This window comes from Jatrophihabitans fulvus (genome assembly GCF_054781375.1).
The window spans coordinates 231,278-248,222 of sequence record NZ_BAAGUN010000005.1 but is presented as its reverse complement, the minus strand read 5'-3'; the positions used below and the strand labels follow the sequence as shown (position 1 = coordinate 248,222).

Sequence of the window (16,945 nt, the reverse complement as noted above, 5' to 3'; positions counted from 1 at the left end):
GACCCGACCGCTCATCGGCATGGTCGCGCGCGGTGCGCGCTCATCGGTGCGGGCTCAGGCGGTCAACGCAACACCTGGGCTAATGCTTGCGATGGTGTCTTGAATCCGAGTGTCTGTCGAGGTCTGGTGTTGAGTCGGTCGGCGATAGCGTCGAAGTCGGCCTGGCTGTAGTCGCGCATGTTGACCGTGCGCGGCAGGTATTGGCGCAGCAGTCCGTTGGTGTTCTCGTTGCTGCCGCGCTGCCACGGGCTCTTCGGATCGCAGAAGTACACCTGGACACCGGTCTCACTGGTGAACCTGACGTGGGCGGCCATCTCGTGGCCTTGGTCCCAGGTCAACGTGCGAGTCAGCGCTTCGGGCAGGTTGGTGATCTTGGCGGCAAGGGCATCGGCGACCAGCTCTGCGCGGTGGCCGTTCGGCAGCGCGACGAGCATCAGGTATCGCGTCGTGCGTTCGACCAGAGTGGCGACCGGACTCATTGCTTTGCCGAACACCAGGTCGCCTTCCCAGTGCCCAGGAACCGCGCGGTCGGCTGCCTCGGCCGGGCGTTCAGAGATGTTGAGGATGTTCGGTCGCAGCCCGCGTCCGTCGGCCTGTCGGGCACCGGCCGGTCGGCGCATCGCCCGCTTCGTGCGCAGGTGCGCGGTCAGTTCTTTGCGCAGACTGCCGCGGGACTGCACGAACAACGATCGGTAGATCGACTCGTGCGACACCTGCATCTCCGGATCGTTCGTGAACTCCAGTTTGAGCCACCCGGCGATCTGCTGCGGAGACCAGTCCGCCTCGAGCTTCTCGGTCACCAAATCGGTCAACGCCACTCGCGAAGCTAGTTTTGACGGCTTGGGCCGCACCGCCCGCGCCCATGCAGCGGCATCAGCCGCCGCAGCCCGATAACCGTCACGGCCGCCGTTGGCCAGCACCTCGCGACTGACCGTCGACGGCGATCGCTGCAAGCCTGCAGCAATCGCCCTCACCGACCACCCCGCGGCGAGGCCGCGCGAGATCTCTTCACGCTCCAGCATCGTCAGCCGCAGCTGCGAGCGCCGGCGCGGCACCGGCCGGATCCCGCCAGTGCGTTGCAGCAGAGCACGCACCGTCGACGGACTGACCCGCATCTGCCGCGATAACACCTTCACCGCTTGACCCGAACGCCACCGCAGCCAGACTTCGTCGACCTGCACAGGCGTCAACCTCGACCGCGTCACGACCGAACACTCCCTTTTCGCTCGAGCGATTTCAGGCAGTGTTGCGTTGACCCGTTGAGACCGCCGGGATGTTCGGATGTCCCGAAGGTCTTGCTGCACGCGCCTTCGGCGCGGATCCAGCAACTCCCGCCCGCACGGCGGGCACGGAAGCGTCAGTAGACGAGACGGTCGAGGTAGTCGTTGGCGAAGCATCGCTCCGCGTCGACGCGCGCCGCGAGGGTGACGAAGTCGGCGAGGCGCGGGTGCGCGGCGTGCAGCTCGTCCCGTCCGGCGGTGAAGACCTTTCCCCAGTGGGGCCGGTACTCGAACGGCGCGAGTGCGGCCTCGATGCGCGCGCACGCCTCGCGCACCGCCGGCTCGTCGAGCACCCATGTGAGGTGAATGGCGAAGTTGTCGCGCTGATAGGCCGGGCTCACCCACAGCTCGTCGGCGGCGACGGTGCGCAGCTCGACCACCTGCACGAGGTCGCCCAGGTCGAGCGCGAGGAACGCGGCGAGCGCATCGGGGCCCATCGCGCGCGGCACGAAGAATTCGCTCTGCAGCTCCTCGCCGTTGCTCGGCGTGAACTCGATGCGGAAGTGCGGCAGCACCTCGTGCCACGCGCGTTCCTGCCCGAGCTGCGGTGAGGTGGCGGCCGGGTCCTCCCCGATGATCGGGTGCATCGGACCCTCGGCGGGACGGCCACCCCAGCGACGACCGTCCGGCCGGGAACCGTCTACCCGCGATTTTGCCCAGATCTGCGCATTCTCGCCGGGACGGCGGAACACGCTCACGCTGTAGGCGCTGTCCATGATGTCGTCGAGGTTGTCGACGACGGTCGCCAACGGGATGTCGACCCACACGTCCTGGCGCATGCGGAACGCCGGTTCCGTCCGCAGCCACATGCGGGTCACGACCCCGAGCGCGCCCAGGGCGACGACGCTGCCGGCGAAGTCCTCGTCCCCGCGACGGACGACGTCGAGCGATCCGTCCGCCCGGACGAACTCGACCGCCTCGGCGTGCGTGGCCAGGCAGCGGTTGCCGGACCCCGACCCGTGCGTGCCCGTGGCAGCCGCGCCGGCGACCGAGATGTGCGGCAGCGAACCGAGGTTCGCCAGTGCGCGTCCCTGCGCGGCGAGCACGGGGATGATCTCGCCGTACCTGCGGCCCCCCGGGACCACTGCCACATCCCCCTCGAACGAGACCTCGAGGTCGAGGTCGCCGGTCGACACCGAGACCCCGGACGTGTCGGCGACGGTGCTGAACGAGTGCCGGCTGCCGAGCGGCTTCACCCGCTCGGCACGCGCGACGACCTCCTGCAGCTCGGCCACCGTGCCGGGACGGGCGAACTCCCGCGCGCCGTAGGCGATGTTGCCCGACCAGTTGCGGGCGATGGTGTCGGTCATGGAGCACTCCTCGTCGGCGCGGGGTCGATGCGCCCCGCGAGCAGATCGGCCAGGACGTCGAGGGCGGCGCCGGTCGCGCCCGCGTCCGCCCCGCGGGGCGAGCGGACGAGCTGCACCTCCGCCTGTCCGCGCCCCAGCACCCGGGACGCGAGCTGGTCGCGCACGGGCGGTGCCAACCACGGGAACAACGTCGCGTACAGCCCGCCGAGCACGATCACCGGCACGTCGACCAGGTTGACGGCGTCGGCCAGCGCACGTCCGAGCGCGTGCCCGGCGGCGGCCAAGGCGTCGCAGGCGCGGGGCTCGCCGCGGTCGGCGGCGGACATGAGCGCAGCGACGGTGTCGACGCCGGCGGCGCGCAGCACGGCGTGCCGTCCGGCGTACTGCTCGAGGCAGCCGCGCGCGCCGCAGCCGCACTCCGGCCCGTCCGGCTCGATCGCCACGTGGCCGAGCTCGCCGGCGAAGCCGTGGGCGCCGCGGTAGACGCGGCCGTCGTGCACGAGCGCGGCGCCGACTCCGATCTCGCCCGACACGTGCAGGAACTCCGGGCCGAGGTCGTCGAGCGCGAGGTCGGCCAGCGCGGCGAGGTTGGCCTCGTTGTCGGCGCGCACCGCGAGACCGAGGTCGGTCGCCAGCCGGCCGGCGACGTGCGTGCCCTCCCAGCCGGGCAGGTTGGGCAGCCGGCGGACGGTGCCGTTGCGGTCGAGCAGCCCGGGCACGGCGAGCGCGCCGTGGTCGACGCGCAGCCCGGCGGCGGTGATCGTGTCGCGCGCCACCGCCGCCACCCGCCGCAGCGTCGCGGCCGGCGTGCGGACGCGTCCCAGCTCGCGTTGGTGCCGTGCCCGCACCGCGCCCGTGAGGTCGAGGACGAGCGCGGTGGCGTGGTCGACGCCGAGTTCGACGCCGAGCACGCCGAGAGCGTCCGGGTCGAGGTCGAGCGGCACCGCGGGACGGCCGGGCAGGGACCGGTCGGCGTCGAGCTCGCGCACGAGCCGGTCGTGCACGAGGTCCTCGACGATCGCCGAGACGGTCGCGCGCGAGAGGCCGAGTTCGGCGGCCAGCACGGCCCGCGAGCGCGCGGGCCCTGCCGCGACCGCGGCCAGCACCAGCGACCGGTTCTGCCGGCGCATGCCCTGCGCCGAGGCCGGTCCGGAATCAGACGGGACGGACGGACGCATACCGTTCCCGCACCGCGGGTTGCGCCGCGTCGTCGTGTTCGGCGTCGACGGCGCGCTGCCACTGCGGTGGCTCGGCCGCGCCGGACAGCGCCCACGCCGCCTGCCGCGCGGCCCCCAACGCCACGTACTCCAGCGCGGCCGGGACGCTCACGCGCCGTCCGAACACACCGGACGCGAGGCGCTGCACCGCGAGCGAGCGCGCCCCGCCGCCGACGAGCAGCACCGACGACACCGATCCGGGCAGTGCGTCGACGGCGTCGGCGAGCCCGCACAGCAGGCCCTCGACGGCCGCGCGGGCGAGGAACTCGGGACGCGCGGTCCGCAGCGTGAGCCCGGCGATGGTGCCGGTCGCGTCGGGCAGGTTGGGAGTGCGTTCGCCCTCGAGGTAGGGGATCAGCACGAGCCCGCCGGCACCGGGTTCGCACTCGAGCGCGAGTGCCGAGAGCCGGTCGTGGTCGACCCCGAGCAGCCGCGCCGCGGCGTCGAGCACCCGGGCGGCGTTCAGCGTGCACACGAGGGGCAGGAAGTCACCGGACGCCGAGGCGAATCCTGCGACGATGCCGGTGGGGTCGGACGTCACCTCGGGCGCGCGGACGCACGCCACCCCGGACGTGCCGATGGACACGAGCACCTCGCCGGGACCGGCGCCGATGCCGAGCACGGCGGCGGCGTTGTCGCCGGTGCCCGCGCCGAGCAGCACGCCGTCGGGCGTCCGTCCCGCCGCCTCGGACGGGCCGAGCACGCGCGGCAACGCGACCTCGTGACCGAGGGACAGCGCGACCAGGTCCTGTCGCCAGCCCTCGGACGAAGACCAGTAGGCGGTGCCGCTGGCGTCGCCGCGGTCGGTGGTCAGGGCGTCGAGGCCCGGCGCGCCCGCGAGCCTCCAGGTGAGCCAGTCGTGCGGCAGGCACACCGCCGCGACGCGGGCGGCGTTGTCGGGCTCGGTGTTCGCGAGCCACCGCAACTTCGAGGCGGTGAACGACGCGACCGGCACCGAACCGACGGCGTCGGCCCAGGCCTGCGGGCCGCCGAGGTCGTCGACCAGGTCGAGCGCTGCTGCTGCCGCGCGGGTGTCGTTCCACAGCGCGGCCGGACGGACGACCGAACCGTCGGCGTCGAGCGCGACCATGCCGTGCTGCTGCCCGGCGACGGCCAGCGCCTCGACGTCATCGAGGCCGCCGGCCTGCTCGAGGGCCTGGTGGAGTGCGCGTTCCCACGCCGCGGGGTCGACCTCGACACCGTCCGGGTGCGCCGCGCGCCCGGAGCGCACGACCTCACCGGAGTCGGCGTCGACGACGAGCACCTTGCAGGCCTGCGTCGAGGAGTCGACGCCCGCGACGAGGGGCACGTCAGCGCGCTCCGGCCAGGTGCTCGATCGCGAGCTGGTTGAGCCGGACGACACCCGTCGCACGCGCACCGGACGCGTCCGCGTCGAAGGTCTCGTACGCCGACTCGTCGGCGAGCAGCGCCTCGACGCCGCCGTCGCCGACGGTCGACTCCCGCAGCTCGGTGAACCCGGCGGCCTGCTGCGCCTCGACGACCTCGGGGTCGGCGCGGAACGCGGCCGCCCGCTCCTTGAGCAGCAGGTAGGTGCGCATGTTCGCTGCGGCCGAGACCCAGACGCCGTCGAGGTCCTCGGTGCGCAGCGGCTTGTAGTCGAAGTGGCGCGGGCCGGTGTAGGCCGGGCCGCCGCCGGGGGCGCCGTTCTCGAGCAGGTCGACGAGCGCGAACGCGTTGAGCAGGTCACCGTGGCCGAAGACCAGGTCCTGGTCGAACTTGGGTCCGCGCTGGCCGTTGAGGTCGATGTGGAACAGCTTGTCCGCCCACAGCGCCTGCGCGATGCCGTGCGCGAAGTTGAGGTTCGCCATCTGCTCGTGGCCGACCTCGGGGTTCACGCCCACGATGTCGCCGTGCTCGAGCTGCTCGATGAAGGCAAGCGCGTGGCCGACGGTCGGCAGGAAGATGTCGCCCCGGGGCTCGTTCGGCTTCGGCTCGAGCGCGATGCGCAGGTTCCAGCCGTTCTGCTTGATGTAGCCGGCGACGGTGTCGATGCCCTCGCGGTAGCGGTCGAACGCGGCCTGCAGGTCCTTGTTGAAGTCGCTCTCGGTGCCTTCGCGGCCACCCCACATCACGAACGTCTCGGCACCGAGTTCGGCGGCGAACTCGACGTTGCGCAACAGCTTGCGCAGCGCGAAGCGGCGCACCGACCGGTCGTTGGCGGTGAGCGCCCCCTCCTTGAACACCGGGTGGGTGAACAGGTTCGTGGTCACCATCGGCACGACCACGCCGGTCTCGGACAGGGCCGTCTTGAACCGGTCGACGATCGCGTCGCGCTCGGACGCGGACGAGCCGAACGGGATCAGGTCGTCGTCGTGGAACGTGACGCCCCACGCGCCGAGCTCGGCGAGCTTGCGGACGCTCTCGACCGGGTCGATGGGCGGACGGGTCGCGTCACCGAACGGGTCGCGCGCCTGCCACCCGACCGTCCAGAGACCGAAGCTGAAGTGGTCGTCGCGCGTGGGCTGGAGAGGCATGACCGTCCTTTAGTTCATCGACTGAATTTAGTCGGACGCTACTCCGCGGACGTCGGTCGGAACAAGCGTCAGGGACGGCGCAGTGTCTCGAGGTCGTCGAGCAGACGGTCGAGCTGGCGTTCGAAGTCGCCTGGCGCGGTGTCCTGGGCGAGCAGGCCCGCCAGCGCCTGCACCTGCGGGAACTGCTCCAGGTCGAGGCCGGTGGTCGACGGCACCGCAGCGGCCAGGGGCAGATCGACGGTGGCCGAGACCGCGTCGACGGGCGCGTCCGCGGCCTGCACCGCGGCCTCGGTCTCGTGGGCGATCTGCGGTTCGGCGGCGATGACGACGGGCTCCTCGGCGAGGGACGCGGTGGCCGAGTCGCTCGCCTCGAGGATCTCCTCGGCGTCGGGACCGTCGCCGTCGCGCATCGCCCGCTCCGCCTTCTCGGCCTGCTCGCTGCGCTGCGCGCGGGCGACCGAGCGGTCTTCGTCGTTGCCGGAACGCGGCGCCCCCGCGATCGGGTCGTCGTCGAGCCCGAGCGCGGCGACCTCGAGCAACAAGTGGCCCAGCAGGAAGCTGCTGAACTGCTTGTAGACGGTCACGGCGGCCGGCGGCGGGAAGTGGTGGTCCTGCAGCCCGACGAGGAACGACTCGACCCACTGCAGCGAGCGCATCGGCGGACGGATCCACGGGGCCTCGGTGGGAGTCGTCGCGATCAGCGGGAACACACGCGGATGAGTCAGGGCCATCTGCCGGATGCCGTGCGCGAGACGGTCGAGGTAGTCGCGCCAGTCGTCGGTCTCGTCGAACTGCAGTTCCGGGTCCATGGCCGTCTGCAGCACGATCCAGTCGACCAGCGCGTTGACGAGGCTCTGCCGGCTCGGGAAGTAGCGGTAGATCGCCATCGCCTCGACGCCGAGCGCGGCGCCGAGCCGGCGCATCGTGAGCTTGCCGAGGCCCTCGGTCTCGATGAGCGCGACGGTCGCGCGCAGGATGTCGTCGTTGGTGAACTGCCGCTGGCGGCCGCCCTGGTGCGAGGTCGTGGATCCGGTCATGCGCTCGGGAACCCGTAGAGCGCCCGCAGCCGGACGGCCTCGGCCTCGCTGACGAAGGTGCCCTCGTCGTGGCGCGCGGCGCCGACGGTGGCGGCGTCATAAGGGACGATCAGCTCGCCGGGCGCGAACTCGCTCGCCGAGGGCGCGGGGACCAGCACCGCCTGTCCGTCGACATCGCCGAACCCCACCCGCAGCCACCGCGGGTCACGGGAGTCGGGATCGAGCAACACGTCGAGGACGCGGCCGATCGGTGCGGACTCGACGTCGCGCACCAGGGATCCGCGCAGGCTCACAGTTTTCCTTCCGATTGCGCCGGTGACACTGTCACCAGCCCACATGTACCCGGATCGGACACCGTCCGCGTGAAGTGATCCTCGGGCGGTGACCGGGCCCACCTGACGGGCGTCACACACGGTCGGGGTTACGACCGGTGTTTACGGGGTAAACCATCATGCGTGACGGATGTACGGCCTGAACCGTCCCGCACCACGGCCGCGAAGGGCGGCCGTGAGTCCGATGAATGGAGTGCTCCATGAGCGCCGTCGACAAGATCAAGAACGCCGCCGAGGACGCTGTCGGCAAGGTCAAGGAGACCGTCGGCAAGGCCACCGACAACAAGGACCTCGAGGCCGAGGGCAAGAAGGACCAGTCGAAGGCGAACGTCAAGGACGCCGGCGAGTCGGTCAAGGACGCCTTCAAGAACTGACGCACCACAGCACGACCAGCACGACCAGCAAGACCAGCACGACCCAGCACCACCCAGCACCACCCAGCACGACCCGACGGGCGGGGCGCCACCACGGCGCACCCGCCCTTTCGGGTGTTCAGGGCACCTCGTGCCCAGTCGACGAGAGGACCGTGCCGTGAGTTCGAGGACGAAGACCAAGCGCAGCGTGTGGGCGGTCATCGGTCGCATCCTCTGGTTCTTCGTGAGCGGCGTGTTCAAACTGCTCGCCGCGCTCGGGTCTCGCTGGGCGCGCAAGCGTCTCGATCGGCACGAGGCCGAGCAGAACCACCCGCGCCGGACGAGGCTGCTGCGCCGACGCCGCTGAACCGTGCCTTGTGCTGGTCACGAAATCTGTGGAGCATGCGGCAATGGCCGAGCACCAGTACGACCGACAATTCGAGATTCTCGACGAAGCTGCTACTTCTCGCCGGAATCAGTCGATCGGGGCGCTGTCCGCCTATTTCGCACCCAACAGATTTACGGGCGCTTGGTTCAACTCGTTTCGCGCGGACGCCAACGAGGAGAACGCCCATGCAATCACCAGCGACGATCTGGTCGCCGTGTCGATGCTCAGCGTGCAGGTCCCGCCCGCCGCGGCGTATCGAATCCTCGTGGACGACGCCGCAGCCGTCGAGACTTTGCTCCGCCGGATACCCCAGCACGCAATATATGAGGTTGGCGAGCCGACACGGTCCGAGTGGTGGGAGGCCGGCAATGAGCTTTGGCGATTGCTGCAGCGGAATGTTGACACCTTCGACAGGGGTGTGGGGTGGGTGACCGCGGGGAAGCTGCTTGCGCGAAAGCGTCCACATCTGATTCCCGTCTACGACTCCGTGGTGAAGGCCTCCTTGGGCGCACCGAGGAGTATCTGGACGTGCATGTGGGAGTACTTCGCCGGTAACCCCGACCGGCAGGGTCTTTGGACATCGCTACGAGACGACTCCGGCGCGCGGGCCGATCTGAGTGTGCTCCGAACGATCGACGTCGTGCTCTGGATGAGGGGCCAAGACATCTAGAAATGTCGTAGGTGGGCGCGATGCTGCTGGCATGTTCGGTCAGCTGCCTGGCGGTCGCTTCCTCTCCGTTGCCGAGCTGGTGCAAGCAGCCGCGGAAGAACCAGAACCCGTGCCGACCGGCTTGGCCGGATTGGACGACGCGACCGGCGGCCTGCGGGCTGGCCTCGTGTGGTCGATCGTCGGGGCCAGCGGCGTCGGGGTCACCACCTTGGCGTGTCACCTGGCCGTCCAGGCCTCGCGAGCCGTGCCCACCCTCTTGCTGCAAGGGCATCTGTCTGCTTCCGACGTGCTCACCAGGCTTCGCAGAGCTGATCGCTCACTCTCGCGGACTGCACCGGGTCATGCCAGCGGCGCCGGTCAGAGCGATCTCGACTTGCTTTCGGTCTCGCAGTGGCTGCCTATTGATGACGAGGAAACCGTCAGTGGGCGTCATCGCGTCGTCATTGTCGACACATTCGATGAGTTGGAGCTGCCGCGCGCAGGTGAAGCTCCGTTAGATGGACTTCAACGGCAGGCGCTGCTCAGGGCCGTTCGCCGGCGTGCACAGCTTTCGGGTGTGTCGGTCGTCATGACGAGCCGAGTCACATCGGGACGGAATCTGCCGGAGTTGTTTCCCGCGTGGGTTGAGCATCCGTGGTCTGCCGCGCACGCAGATGTGGCGGACGTCCGGGTGTACATGAGTGAGCGCGCCGACCGGGTGACGTTGGCCGTGGAGTCGCGTTACGGCGCCGACTCATCGCTCGAACTCGAGTCCGTCCGCCGGAACCAACGAGTCCTGCAGGCCCGGCCTGATGCTCCTCACTAGATCGCGCCGGGTTTGTCGGTCGGGGGGCGGGGGTAGCCGAGTGGTGACGGACGAACACCGTCCGCGCCACTCGTGGAAAGGCCCCGCACATGTCCGACGAACTCAACGGCAAGCGCATCGCGATCCTCGTCGCCAACTCCGGCGTCGAGCAGGTCGAGCTCACCGAGCCCCGCAAGGCCCTGGAGGCGGCCGGTGCGACCACCACGCTGATCGCGCCGGAGAAGTCGAGCGTGCAGGCCTTCAACAACGACGTCGAGAAGGGCGACTCCTTCGACGCCGACCTCGCCGTCGGCGACGCGTCGGCCGGTGACTTCGACGCCCTGGTGCTGCCCGGCGGCACGACCAATCCCGACGCCCTGCGGCTCGACGACGACGCCGTCCGGTTCGTGAAGGACATCGCGGGCGCGGGCAAGCCGATCGCCGCGATCTGCCACGGACCGTGGACCCTCGTCGAGGCCGACGTCGTCCGCGGCAAGACGCTCACCAGCTGGCCCAGCCTGAAGACCGACCTGCGCAACGCGGGTGCCGAGTGGCAGGACAACGAAGCGGTCACCTGCCCGGAGCAGGGCTTCACGCTCGTCACGAGCCGCAACCCCGACGACCTCGACGCGTTCGCGAAGGCCGCGATCGCGGCCTTCGCCTCGTAGCCGTCCGGTGACCCCGGACCCGCACGCGGCGGCGCTCGCGACACCGCGCCCCGGGTTGCCGGTCCGGGTCACCTTTCGGACGGCCCTGCCCTGGACCCTAGCCGCGCTCGGCGTCGTTCTGCAGATCTTGTGGCCGGTCACCGACGCAACGGTGCGCGAGCGCCTCACGGTCGGCGTGGTCGTCGTCTTCGCGGCCGCCTGCCTGGCCCGGGTCGCCGCGACGCTCGGGGTTCGCGCCGCTGCCGTGCTGCTGGCGGTGACGGCCGTACCCGGTTTCGTGTCCGAGGTCGTCGGCGTCAACACCGGCGTGCCGTTCGGTTCGTACGACTACTCGCACGCCCTCGGGCCGCAGCTGTTCGGGGTGCCGCTCGTCATCGGGCTCGCGTGGACGATGCTCGCCTGGCCGGCCGCGGTCGTGGCGTCGCGCCTCGTCGACGGGCTCGGCCCGCGCATCGTCGTCGGCGCGCTCGCCACCACCGCGGGTGATCTCTTCCTCGATCCGCAGATGGTGTTCGCCGGTGCGTGGACGTGGCACACCGCCGACAGCGGCGCCTTCGCGTACCTGCCCGGCGTGCCTGACGTGCCGCTGACGAACCTGCTCGGGTGGGTGCTCGTGAGCCTGCTGCTCTCGGCGCTGGTCCAGACCGTGCTGCGTCCGGGGCCGGATGCGTTCGGCCTCGCCGTGTACGTCTGGTTCTGGTCGGCCTGGACGCTCGCCCTCGCCGTCTTCCTGCCGTTGCGCGCCGCCGCCGCCTGGGGTTTCGTCGGCATGGGGGCGTTCGCGTTGCCCGCCCTGGTCGGTGCGGTCCGCGCACGGCGGGCATGATCGGGACGTGACGACGCGCCGCCGGACCCGCTGGACTCCGGGCCACGACCGGCTCGCCGAACGCCACCCCGCAGCGAGCGGACGACCGGACGACGGACGGCAGCACCACGTGGCCGTGCTCGGCGGGGGCATCGCCGGCATCGCCGCTGCCACCGCGCTCGTCGAACGGGGGGTCGCGGTCACCCTGGTCGAGCCGTACGACCAGCTCGGCGGACGCGTGCGCGCCTGGCCGGTCGGCGACGGCCGCACCATGAGCCGCGGCTTCCACGCGTTCTTCCGGCAGTACTACAACCTGCGAGCCCTGCTGCGCCGCACCGATCCGGTGCTCGAACGGTTGACCCCGATCGCCGACTACCCGCTGGTGTCCGCCGACGGCTTCCGTGACTCGTTCACGAACATCCCGCGCACCCCGCCGCTCAACCTGGCCGGCTTCGTCCTGCGCAGCAAGACCTTCACGTTGCGCGACCTGCTGCGGGTCGACGGGGTCGCGGCCACCGAGATGCTCGCCGTCGACTTCCCGGGCACGTTCGCCGAGCACGACGGCGAGAGCGCATCGCAGTACCTCGAACGCATCCGCTTCCCGCAGGCCGCGCGGCATCTGGCGCTCGAGGTGTTCGCCCGCAGCTTCTTCGCAGACCCCGCCGACTTCTCGGCCGGCGAGCTGATCGCCATGTTCCACGCGTACTTCCTGGGGTCGGCCGAGGGGCTGCTCTTCGACGTGCCCACCGACGACTACGACACCGCGCTGTGGGCTCCGCTGCACCGATACCTGACAGGTATGAATGCCGACGTCCTCACGGGCACGGCGGCGACCGGCGTTCGTCCGAGCGCGGACGGTGTCGCCGTCGCGACGTCGGCCGGTGAGATCCGAGCCGACGCCGTCGTGGTTGCGACCGACCTCACCACCACGCAGGCGCTGCTGGCGGACGGGTCCGTCGCCGACGACGGCTGGCGCGACCGGCTCGCCGCACTGCGGTCCGCCCCGCCGTTCGCGGTCTGGCGCATCTGGACCGACACCGCCGCCGCCGGGGACCGTCCGCCGTTCCTGGGCACCGCCGGGTTCGGCATCGTCGACAACATCAGCCTGCTCGAACGCTTCGAGGCCGGCGCCGCGACGTGGTCGCAGACGCATCGCGGTTCCGTCGTCGAGATCCACGCCTACGCCCTCGACCCGACGCGTGGCGCCGACGGCGTGAAGGCCGAGATGCGGACGGTGCTCGAGCGGCTCTACCCGGAGTTCCGTGACGCGAGCATCGTCGCCGAGCAGTACCTGCACCAGGCCGACTGCCCGCTCGTCGGCACCGAACCGTGGGCGCTGCGTCCCGGCGTCGTCACCCCCGACCCGCGCATCGTGCTCGCCGGTGACGGTGTGCGCTGCGACTTCCCGGTCGCGTTGATGGAGCGCGCCGCCACCACGGGCTTCCAGGCGGCGAACGCGCTGCTCGAGGGGTGGGGCGTCACCGGGCACGAGCTCTGGACGGTGCCGACCCGCGCGCGTACCTGGGTGGCGCGGCACTCCCGGGCGGACCGGCTGGTGCGCGGCCGGGCGGGATGAGCTCGACCGCCGTCCGCACGGCGAGCGCGCTCGCGGCCGCCGGGGCCGTGCACGCCGCGGTGAACGCGCGGCTGCTGCGCCGTCCGCCCGTCGTCGCCGCGCCGCTCGACCCCGACTCGGTCGCCGTGCTCGTGCCCGCGCGGGACGAGGGCGCGGCGATCGGCGACTGCATCGCCGCGATCGCGCATCCGGTCACGGTGCTCGACGACGAGTCGTCCGACGACACGGCGAGCCGCGCGGCGGCTGCCGGCGCCCGTGTCGTGCCGGGTACGCCGCCCCCGCCCGGGTGGTTGGGCAAGCCGTGGGCGTGCGCGCAGCTTGCGGCGACCACGACGGCGGACCTGCTCGTGTTCGTCGACGCCGACGTGCGGCTCGGGCCGGGCGCCGTCGACCGCGCCGTCGCCCTGCTCGACGCCCACGCTCTCGACATCGTCTGCCCGTTCCCGAAGCAGCTCGCCGTCACGCCGGTCGAACGGCTGGTGCAGCCGCTGCTGCAGTGGTCGTGGCTCACGACCCTGCCGCTGCGTATCGCCGAGCGCTCGCCGCGGCCGTCGCTGACGGCGGCGTGCGGACAGTTCGTCGTGGTGCGGCGCTCGGCGCTCGAGCGGGCCGGCGGGTTCGCCGCCGTGCGCGGGGAGGTGCTCGACGACGTCGCGCTGGTGCGGGCCGTCAAGGCCACCGGCGGACGGGGCGGGGTCGTCGCCGGGCACGAGCTCGCGACCTGCCGCATGTACGACGGCTGGACGCCGCTGCGCGACGGCTACGCGAAGTCCCTGTGGTCGGCGTTCGGCGGCGAGGCCGGTGCGATCACCACGGCGGCCGGGCTGCTGGCGGTCTGGACGCTGCCCGCGCTGGCCGCGCTGCGCGGGTCGCGTGCCGGAGCGGTCGGGTACGCGGCGGGAGTGCTGGGCCGGGTGATCACCGCGCGCGCGTCCGGCGGACGGCCGCTGCCCGACGCGCTCGCGCATCCCGCGTCGATCGCCGTGCTCGCCGGGTTGAGCGTCCGCTCGGCCGTGCTGCACCGCCGCGGCGTGCTGCGCTGGAAGTCACGCCCGGTCGTCGCCTGAGGTCCCGTCCGTACTGTCGGACGGGTGGCACGCGTCGTGGTGGTGGGCGCCGGCGTCGGCGGCCTCGCCGCGGCGGTCCGGCTGGCGGCGCTCGGCCACGACGTGACCCTGTGCGAGGCGGCGCCCACCGTCGGCGGCAAGCTCGCGGGCCAGGTGCTCGACACCGTCGAGGGGCGCTTCGGCTTCGACACCGGGCCCACCCTGCTGACGCTGCCGCAGGTGTTCGAGGACCTGTTCGCCGCGACCGGCGACCCGTTGTCGTCGGTGCTGCCGCTGCGCCGCCTCGACACGGTCGCGCACTACCGCTTCGCCGACGGCGCGCGTGTCGACACCGTCGACGACCTCGACCGGCAGGCGTCCCTGTTCGACGCCGCACTCGGCGAGGGAACCGGCGCGGCGTGGCAGCGGGTGCTCGACCGCGGCGCGGCGATCTGGTCGGCGGTCGAGGAGCCGGTCTTCGGGCGGACGCTGTCTGCGCGCACCGTGTTCGGTCTCGGCGCCCGGCTCGCGCGGATCGCCGACCTGCGCGCCGTCGCACCGCACCGCACGCTGCGCTCGGTGGCCCGCGAGCTGCTGCCGGACCCGCGGCAGCGGCTGATGCTCGAGCGCTACGCCACCTACGAGGGAAGCGATCCGCGCCGCGCGCCCGCCGCGCTGGCGGTGGTGCCGTACCTCGAGCAGCGCTTCGGCGCCTGGTACGTCGAGGGCGGCCTGCACCGGCTCGCCGGCGCGCTCGCCGACCGCTTCGCCGAGCTGGGCGGACGGCTGCGCCTCGACACCGCCGTCACCGGTGTGGGTGGGCAGGGGCGGGTGTCGCACGTCGAGCTCGCCGACGGCCGGCTCGATGCCGACGTGGTCGTCTCGGGCGTCGACGCGCACACGCTCTACGGGTCGCTGCACCGCACGCGCCGTCCGGTGCCGCCGGCCGACTCGCTCGGCGGGGTCGTGCTGCTGCTCGCCGTGCGCGACGCGCTGCCGGCGCTCGGGCACCACACGGTGCTGTTCGGGTCCGCCCCCTACGACGACGAGTTCGACGCCATCTTCGCGACGCCGGCGCGTCCGGTCCGCGAGCCGGTGCTGTACCTGAACGCGCCCGTCGACGCCGCCGTCGCGCCGGAGGGTTGCCGCGCGGTGTACGTGCTCGTGAACGCGCCCCGCCACGGTGACGCGCCCGGCACCGTCGACTGGACCGCGCCGGGATTCGCCGACCGCTACGCCGACGGGCTGCTCGACCAGCTGGCCGGGCGCGGCCTCGACGTCCGCGACCGCGTGATCGCCCGGGCCGTCCGCACGCCCGCGGACCTCGAGCGCGACACCGGCGCGCCCGGCGGCGCGATCTACGGACAGGTGCAGCACGGGCTGCGCGCGACCCTGGGCCGCGCGCACAACCGGTCACTGACGCGCGGACTGTTCCTGGTCGGCGGGTCGACCCATCCCGGCGGCGGGCTGCCGCTCGTCGCCCTCTCGGCCCGCGCCGTCGCCGCCGACATCGGCGCCGCCTGACGCGCCCCGCTCGTGCAGGGTGAGCGCGAGCAGGTAGCCGAACACCAGGATCAGGTGCTGCAGGTAGACCAGGAACACGAGCGCGGCCACCTCGGCCGCCGGCGCGTAGCGCCCGAAGCCGTTGTCGAAGCCGTCGATGAGCCTGATCGCGAGCACGTAGCCCAGCGACTGTCCGGCGATCCACGACGCCGCGGCGAACGCCGCGACGGTCAGCGGCCCGCGGCGCAGCGGGGTCGTCGCGAACAACCGGTACACCAGCAGCAGCGCGCCGAACACGGCGAAGAACAGCAGGTTGAAGGCGATGAACACGCCGAGCACCCGCGCTCCGGCGCCGGCGCCGAACGGGTCGTCGAGCAGCGGGCGGCACGCCACCGCGACGAGCACGAACACCACGGCGAGCACGACGAACAGGGGTGACAGCAGCCGTCCGCGCAGGGCACGGGAGCGCTGCTCCGGCGCGCGCGAGAAGCGCTCCAGGCTGCGGACGACGCCCTCGGCGTAGATCGAGACGGGCAGCAGGGCGAGCACGGCCGTCCACCACGGTGCCTGCACGGCGCTGCGGGCGAAGCCGGCCACCTGGTCGTCGAGGTGCAGCGGTCCCGGCAGGTAGCGCGCGAGACCGTCCGCGGTCTCGAGCACGGCACCGGACCCGAACACCGCCGTGGCCACCCGCACGCCGATCGCGAGCAACGGCACGAGACCGAGTGCGGAGTACGTGGTGAGGGCGGCCGCAACGACCATCGCGTCCGACCGGCGGGCCCGCTGCCGCAACGCACGCGATATTGCGCGAAGTCGCGCAATCATGGTTGCGGCCCGGCGGGGGTGCGCAGCAGCTGGACGACACCGGCCGCGCCCGCGCCGATCCACACGGCTGCGCTCAGCCCGGCGGGCCACCGGCCGCGCGTGACCGGCGCCGACACGCAGGCGAGCGCGGCACAGATCGTGAACGTCGGACGCTCGGCGACGGTCACCGTGGCGGGAACGCGCCGCACCCGGCGCAGCGTGTCGACGCCCCACGCGAGCGCCGCGGCGGTTGCGGCCACCGGCACCGGCGCGCCGCGGCGCGCCAGCACGGCCGCGAAGGCGCCGTCGCACACGCGGTCGGCGACCGCGTCCGCCACCTTCCCCGAGCGGGTCTGGCGATCGGCCACGACGGCCGTCGCGCCGTCGAGCCCGTCGCACAGGGCGGCGCCGACGACGGTCAGCCCGGCGACGACCGGGCGCGCGTCCGCGAGCCGCACGGCGCTGACGGCCGCGGTCACCCCGGCGAGCGTCACCGCCGTGGGCGGGACGCCCGCCCGCGCCAGCACGCGCCCGCCCGACCACATGAGCCGCAGCCAGCCTCCGAGCAACGGCACCGAGTGCGGGTCGATGCCGTGGTGCAGCGCCGACCAGCGCCGGGCGAGCTCGGCCCGGTCGGTGAGTGGCGGCGTGGTCACGCCGCCAGCCTGCCCAGGGCG

General features: G+C 72.4%; 18 protein-coding genes. 9 read left to right on the top strand and 9 right to left on the bottom strand.

The genetic code is table 11. The features are described from left to right. Window positions 1-62 precede the first annotated feature (62 nt). From ACYVP9_RS17400 to ACYVP9_RS17370, 7 genes are all read right to left on the bottom strand, one after another. The gene (locus ACYVP9_RS17400; RefSeq protein ID WP_460606183.1) at window positions 63-1,205 is read right to left on the bottom strand and encodes an IS30 family transposase; all 1,143 of its coding nucleotides are present in this window, start codon (window positions 1,203-1,205) and stop codon (window positions 63-65) included. Window positions 1,206-1,357: 152 nt separating this feature from the next. Further along, window positions 1,358-2,590: an FAD-binding oxidoreductase gene (locus ACYVP9_RS17395; protein ID WP_460606182.1), complete on the bottom strand. Its 1,233-nt coding sequence runs from the start codon at window positions 2,588-2,590 to the stop codon at window positions 1,358-1,360. Then, on the bottom strand, window positions 2,587-3,768 hold the full coding sequence (locus ACYVP9_RS17390) for an ROK family transcriptional regulator (protein WP_460606181.1): 1,182 nt from the start codon (window positions 3,766-3,768) through the stop codon (window positions 2,587-2,589). The genes ACYVP9_RS17395 and ACYVP9_RS17390 overlap by 4 nt, the downstream gene beginning before the upstream one ends. After that, window positions 3,746-5,116: a xylulokinase gene (gene xylB / locus ACYVP9_RS17385; RefSeq protein WP_460606180.1), complete on the bottom strand. Its 1,371-nt coding sequence runs from the start codon at window positions 5,114-5,116 to the stop codon at window positions 3,746-3,748. Before xylB ends, ACYVP9_RS17390 begins: the two co-directional genes overlap by 23 nt. A gap of 1 nt (window position 5,117) precedes the next feature. After that, on the bottom strand, window positions 5,118-6,302 hold the full coding sequence (gene xylA, locus ACYVP9_RS17380) for an apurinic/apyrimidinic endonuclease family protein (RefSeq protein ID WP_460606179.1): 1,185 nt from the start codon (window positions 6,300-6,302) through the stop codon (window positions 5,118-5,120). Window positions 6,303-6,370: 68 nt separating this feature from the next. Beyond that, window positions 6,371-7,339 (bottom strand): TetR/AcrR family transcriptional regulator, encoded by a 969-nt coding sequence (locus ACYVP9_RS17375; protein WP_460606178.1) that lies wholly within the window; start codon window positions 7,337-7,339, stop codon window positions 6,371-6,373. Beyond that, entirely contained in the window at window positions 7,336-7,632 is a 297-nt protein-coding gene (locus ACYVP9_RS17370) for a PRC-barrel domain-containing protein (protein ID WP_460606177.1), read from the bottom strand. Before ACYVP9_RS17370 ends, ACYVP9_RS17375 begins: the two co-directional genes overlap by 4 nt. A gap of 239 nt (window positions 7,633-7,871) precedes the next feature. Between ACYVP9_RS17370 and ACYVP9_RS17365 the strand changes: the two genes are divergently transcribed. The 9 genes from ACYVP9_RS17365 (at window position 7,872) to ACYVP9_RS17325 (ending at window position 15,485) form a co-directional block, all read left to right on the top strand. Further along, window positions 7,872-8,045, top strand: coding sequence for a CsbD family protein (locus tag ACYVP9_RS17365; RefSeq protein WP_460606176.1), 174 nt, complete (start codon window positions 7,872-7,874; stop codon window positions 8,043-8,045). 157 nt (window positions 8,046-8,202) lie between these two features. Then, the gene (locus tag ACYVP9_RS17360) at window positions 8,203-8,391 is read left to right on the top strand and encodes a hypothetical protein (RefSeq protein ID WP_460606175.1); all 189 of its coding nucleotides are present in this window, start codon (window positions 8,203-8,205) and stop codon (window positions 8,389-8,391) included. Window positions 8,392-8,434: 43 nt separating this feature from the next. Continuing rightward, window positions 8,435-9,082: a DUF6308 family protein gene (locus tag ACYVP9_RS17355; protein WP_460606174.1), complete on the top strand. Its 648-nt coding sequence runs from the start codon at window positions 8,435-8,437 to the stop codon at window positions 9,080-9,082. Between the two features lie 31 nt (window positions 9,083-9,113). Then, window positions 9,114-9,887: a P-loop NTPase family protein gene (locus tag ACYVP9_RS17350; protein ID WP_460606173.1), complete on the top strand. Its 774-nt coding sequence runs from the start codon at window positions 9,114-9,116 to the stop codon at window positions 9,885-9,887. 89 nt (window positions 9,888-9,976) lie between these two features. Continuing rightward, window positions 9,977-10,534 (top strand): type 1 glutamine amidotransferase domain-containing protein, encoded by a 558-nt coding sequence (locus tag ACYVP9_RS17345; protein WP_460606172.1) that lies wholly within the window; start codon window positions 9,977-9,979, stop codon window positions 10,532-10,534. 151 nt (window positions 10,535-10,685) lie between these two features. Further along, window positions 10,686-11,360: a carotenoid biosynthesis protein gene (locus ACYVP9_RS17340; RefSeq protein ID WP_460606171.1), complete on the top strand. Its 675-nt coding sequence runs from the start codon at window positions 10,686-10,688 to the stop codon at window positions 11,358-11,360. Window positions 11,361-11,367: 7 nt separating this feature from the next. Beyond that, the gene (locus ACYVP9_RS17335; RefSeq protein ID WP_460606170.1) at window positions 11,368-12,915 is read left to right on the top strand and encodes an FAD-dependent oxidoreductase; all 1,548 of its coding nucleotides are present in this window, start codon (window positions 11,368-11,370) and stop codon (window positions 12,913-12,915) included. Then, window positions 12,912-13,982: a glycosyltransferase family 2 protein gene (locus ACYVP9_RS17330; protein WP_460606169.1), complete on the top strand. Its 1,071-nt coding sequence runs from the start codon at window positions 12,912-12,914 to the stop codon at window positions 13,980-13,982. Before ACYVP9_RS17335 ends, ACYVP9_RS17330 begins: the two co-directional genes overlap by 4 nt. Before the next feature lie 24 nt (window positions 13,983-14,006). Continuing rightward, window positions 14,007-15,485 (top strand): phytoene desaturase family protein, encoded by a 1,479-nt coding sequence (locus ACYVP9_RS17325; protein ID WP_460606168.1) that lies wholly within the window; start codon window positions 14,007-14,009, stop codon window positions 15,483-15,485. Here ACYVP9_RS17325 and ACYVP9_RS17320 read toward each other — a convergent pair. Together ACYVP9_RS17320 and ACYVP9_RS17315 are read right to left on the bottom strand one after the other, a co-directional pair. Next, window positions 15,375-16,226: a YhjD/YihY/BrkB family envelope integrity protein gene (locus ACYVP9_RS17320; protein ID WP_460606167.1), complete on the bottom strand. Its 852-nt coding sequence runs from the start codon at window positions 16,224-16,226 to the stop codon at window positions 15,375-15,377. The two genes, ACYVP9_RS17325 and ACYVP9_RS17320, sit on opposite strands and share 111 nt — an antisense overlap. 59 nt (window positions 16,227-16,285) lie before the next feature. After that, entirely contained in the window at window positions 16,286-16,924 is a 639-nt protein-coding gene (locus tag ACYVP9_RS17315; RefSeq protein WP_460606166.1) for a CDP-alcohol phosphatidyltransferase family protein, read from the bottom strand. Window positions 16,925-16,945 lie beyond the last annotated feature (21 nt).

Coding starts and splice junctions, on each gene's coding strand:
- ACYVP9_RS17330 (WP_460606169.1), top strand. CDS start 12,912: ATGAGCTCGACCGCCGTCCGCACGGCGAGCGCGCTCGCGGCCGCCGGG.
- ACYVP9_RS17355 (WP_460606174.1), top strand. CDS start 8,435: ATGGCCGAGCACCAGTACGACCGACAATTCGAGATTCTCGACGAAGCT.
- xylA (WP_460606179.1), bottom strand. CDS start 6,302: ATGCCTCTCCAGCCCACGCGCGACGACCACTTCAGCTTCGGTCTCTGG.
- ACYVP9_RS17350 (WP_460606173.1), top strand. CDS start 9,114: ATGTTCGGTCAGCTGCCTGGCGGTCGCTTCCTCTCCGTTGCCGAGCTG.
- ACYVP9_RS17365 (WP_460606176.1), top strand. CDS start 7,872: ATGAGCGCCGTCGACAAGATCAAGAACGCCGCCGAGGACGCTGTCGGC.
- ACYVP9_RS17395 (WP_460606182.1), bottom strand. CDS start 2,590: ATGACCGACACCATCGCCCGCAACTGGTCGGGCAACATCGCCTACGGC.
- ACYVP9_RS17375 (WP_460606178.1), bottom strand. CDS start 7,339: ATGACCGGATCCACGACCTCGCACCAGGGCGGCCGCCAGCGGCAGTTC.
- ACYVP9_RS17320 (WP_460606167.1), bottom strand. CDS start 16,226: ATGGTCGTTGCGGCCGCCCTCACCACGTACTCCGCACTCGGTCTCGTG.
- ACYVP9_RS17345 (WP_460606172.1), top strand. CDS start 9,977: ATGTCCGACGAACTCAACGGCAAGCGCATCGCGATCCTCGTCGCCAAC.
- ACYVP9_RS17390 (WP_460606181.1), bottom strand. CDS start 3,768: ATGCGTCCGTCCGTCCCGTCTGATTCCGGACCGGCCTCGGCGCAGGGC.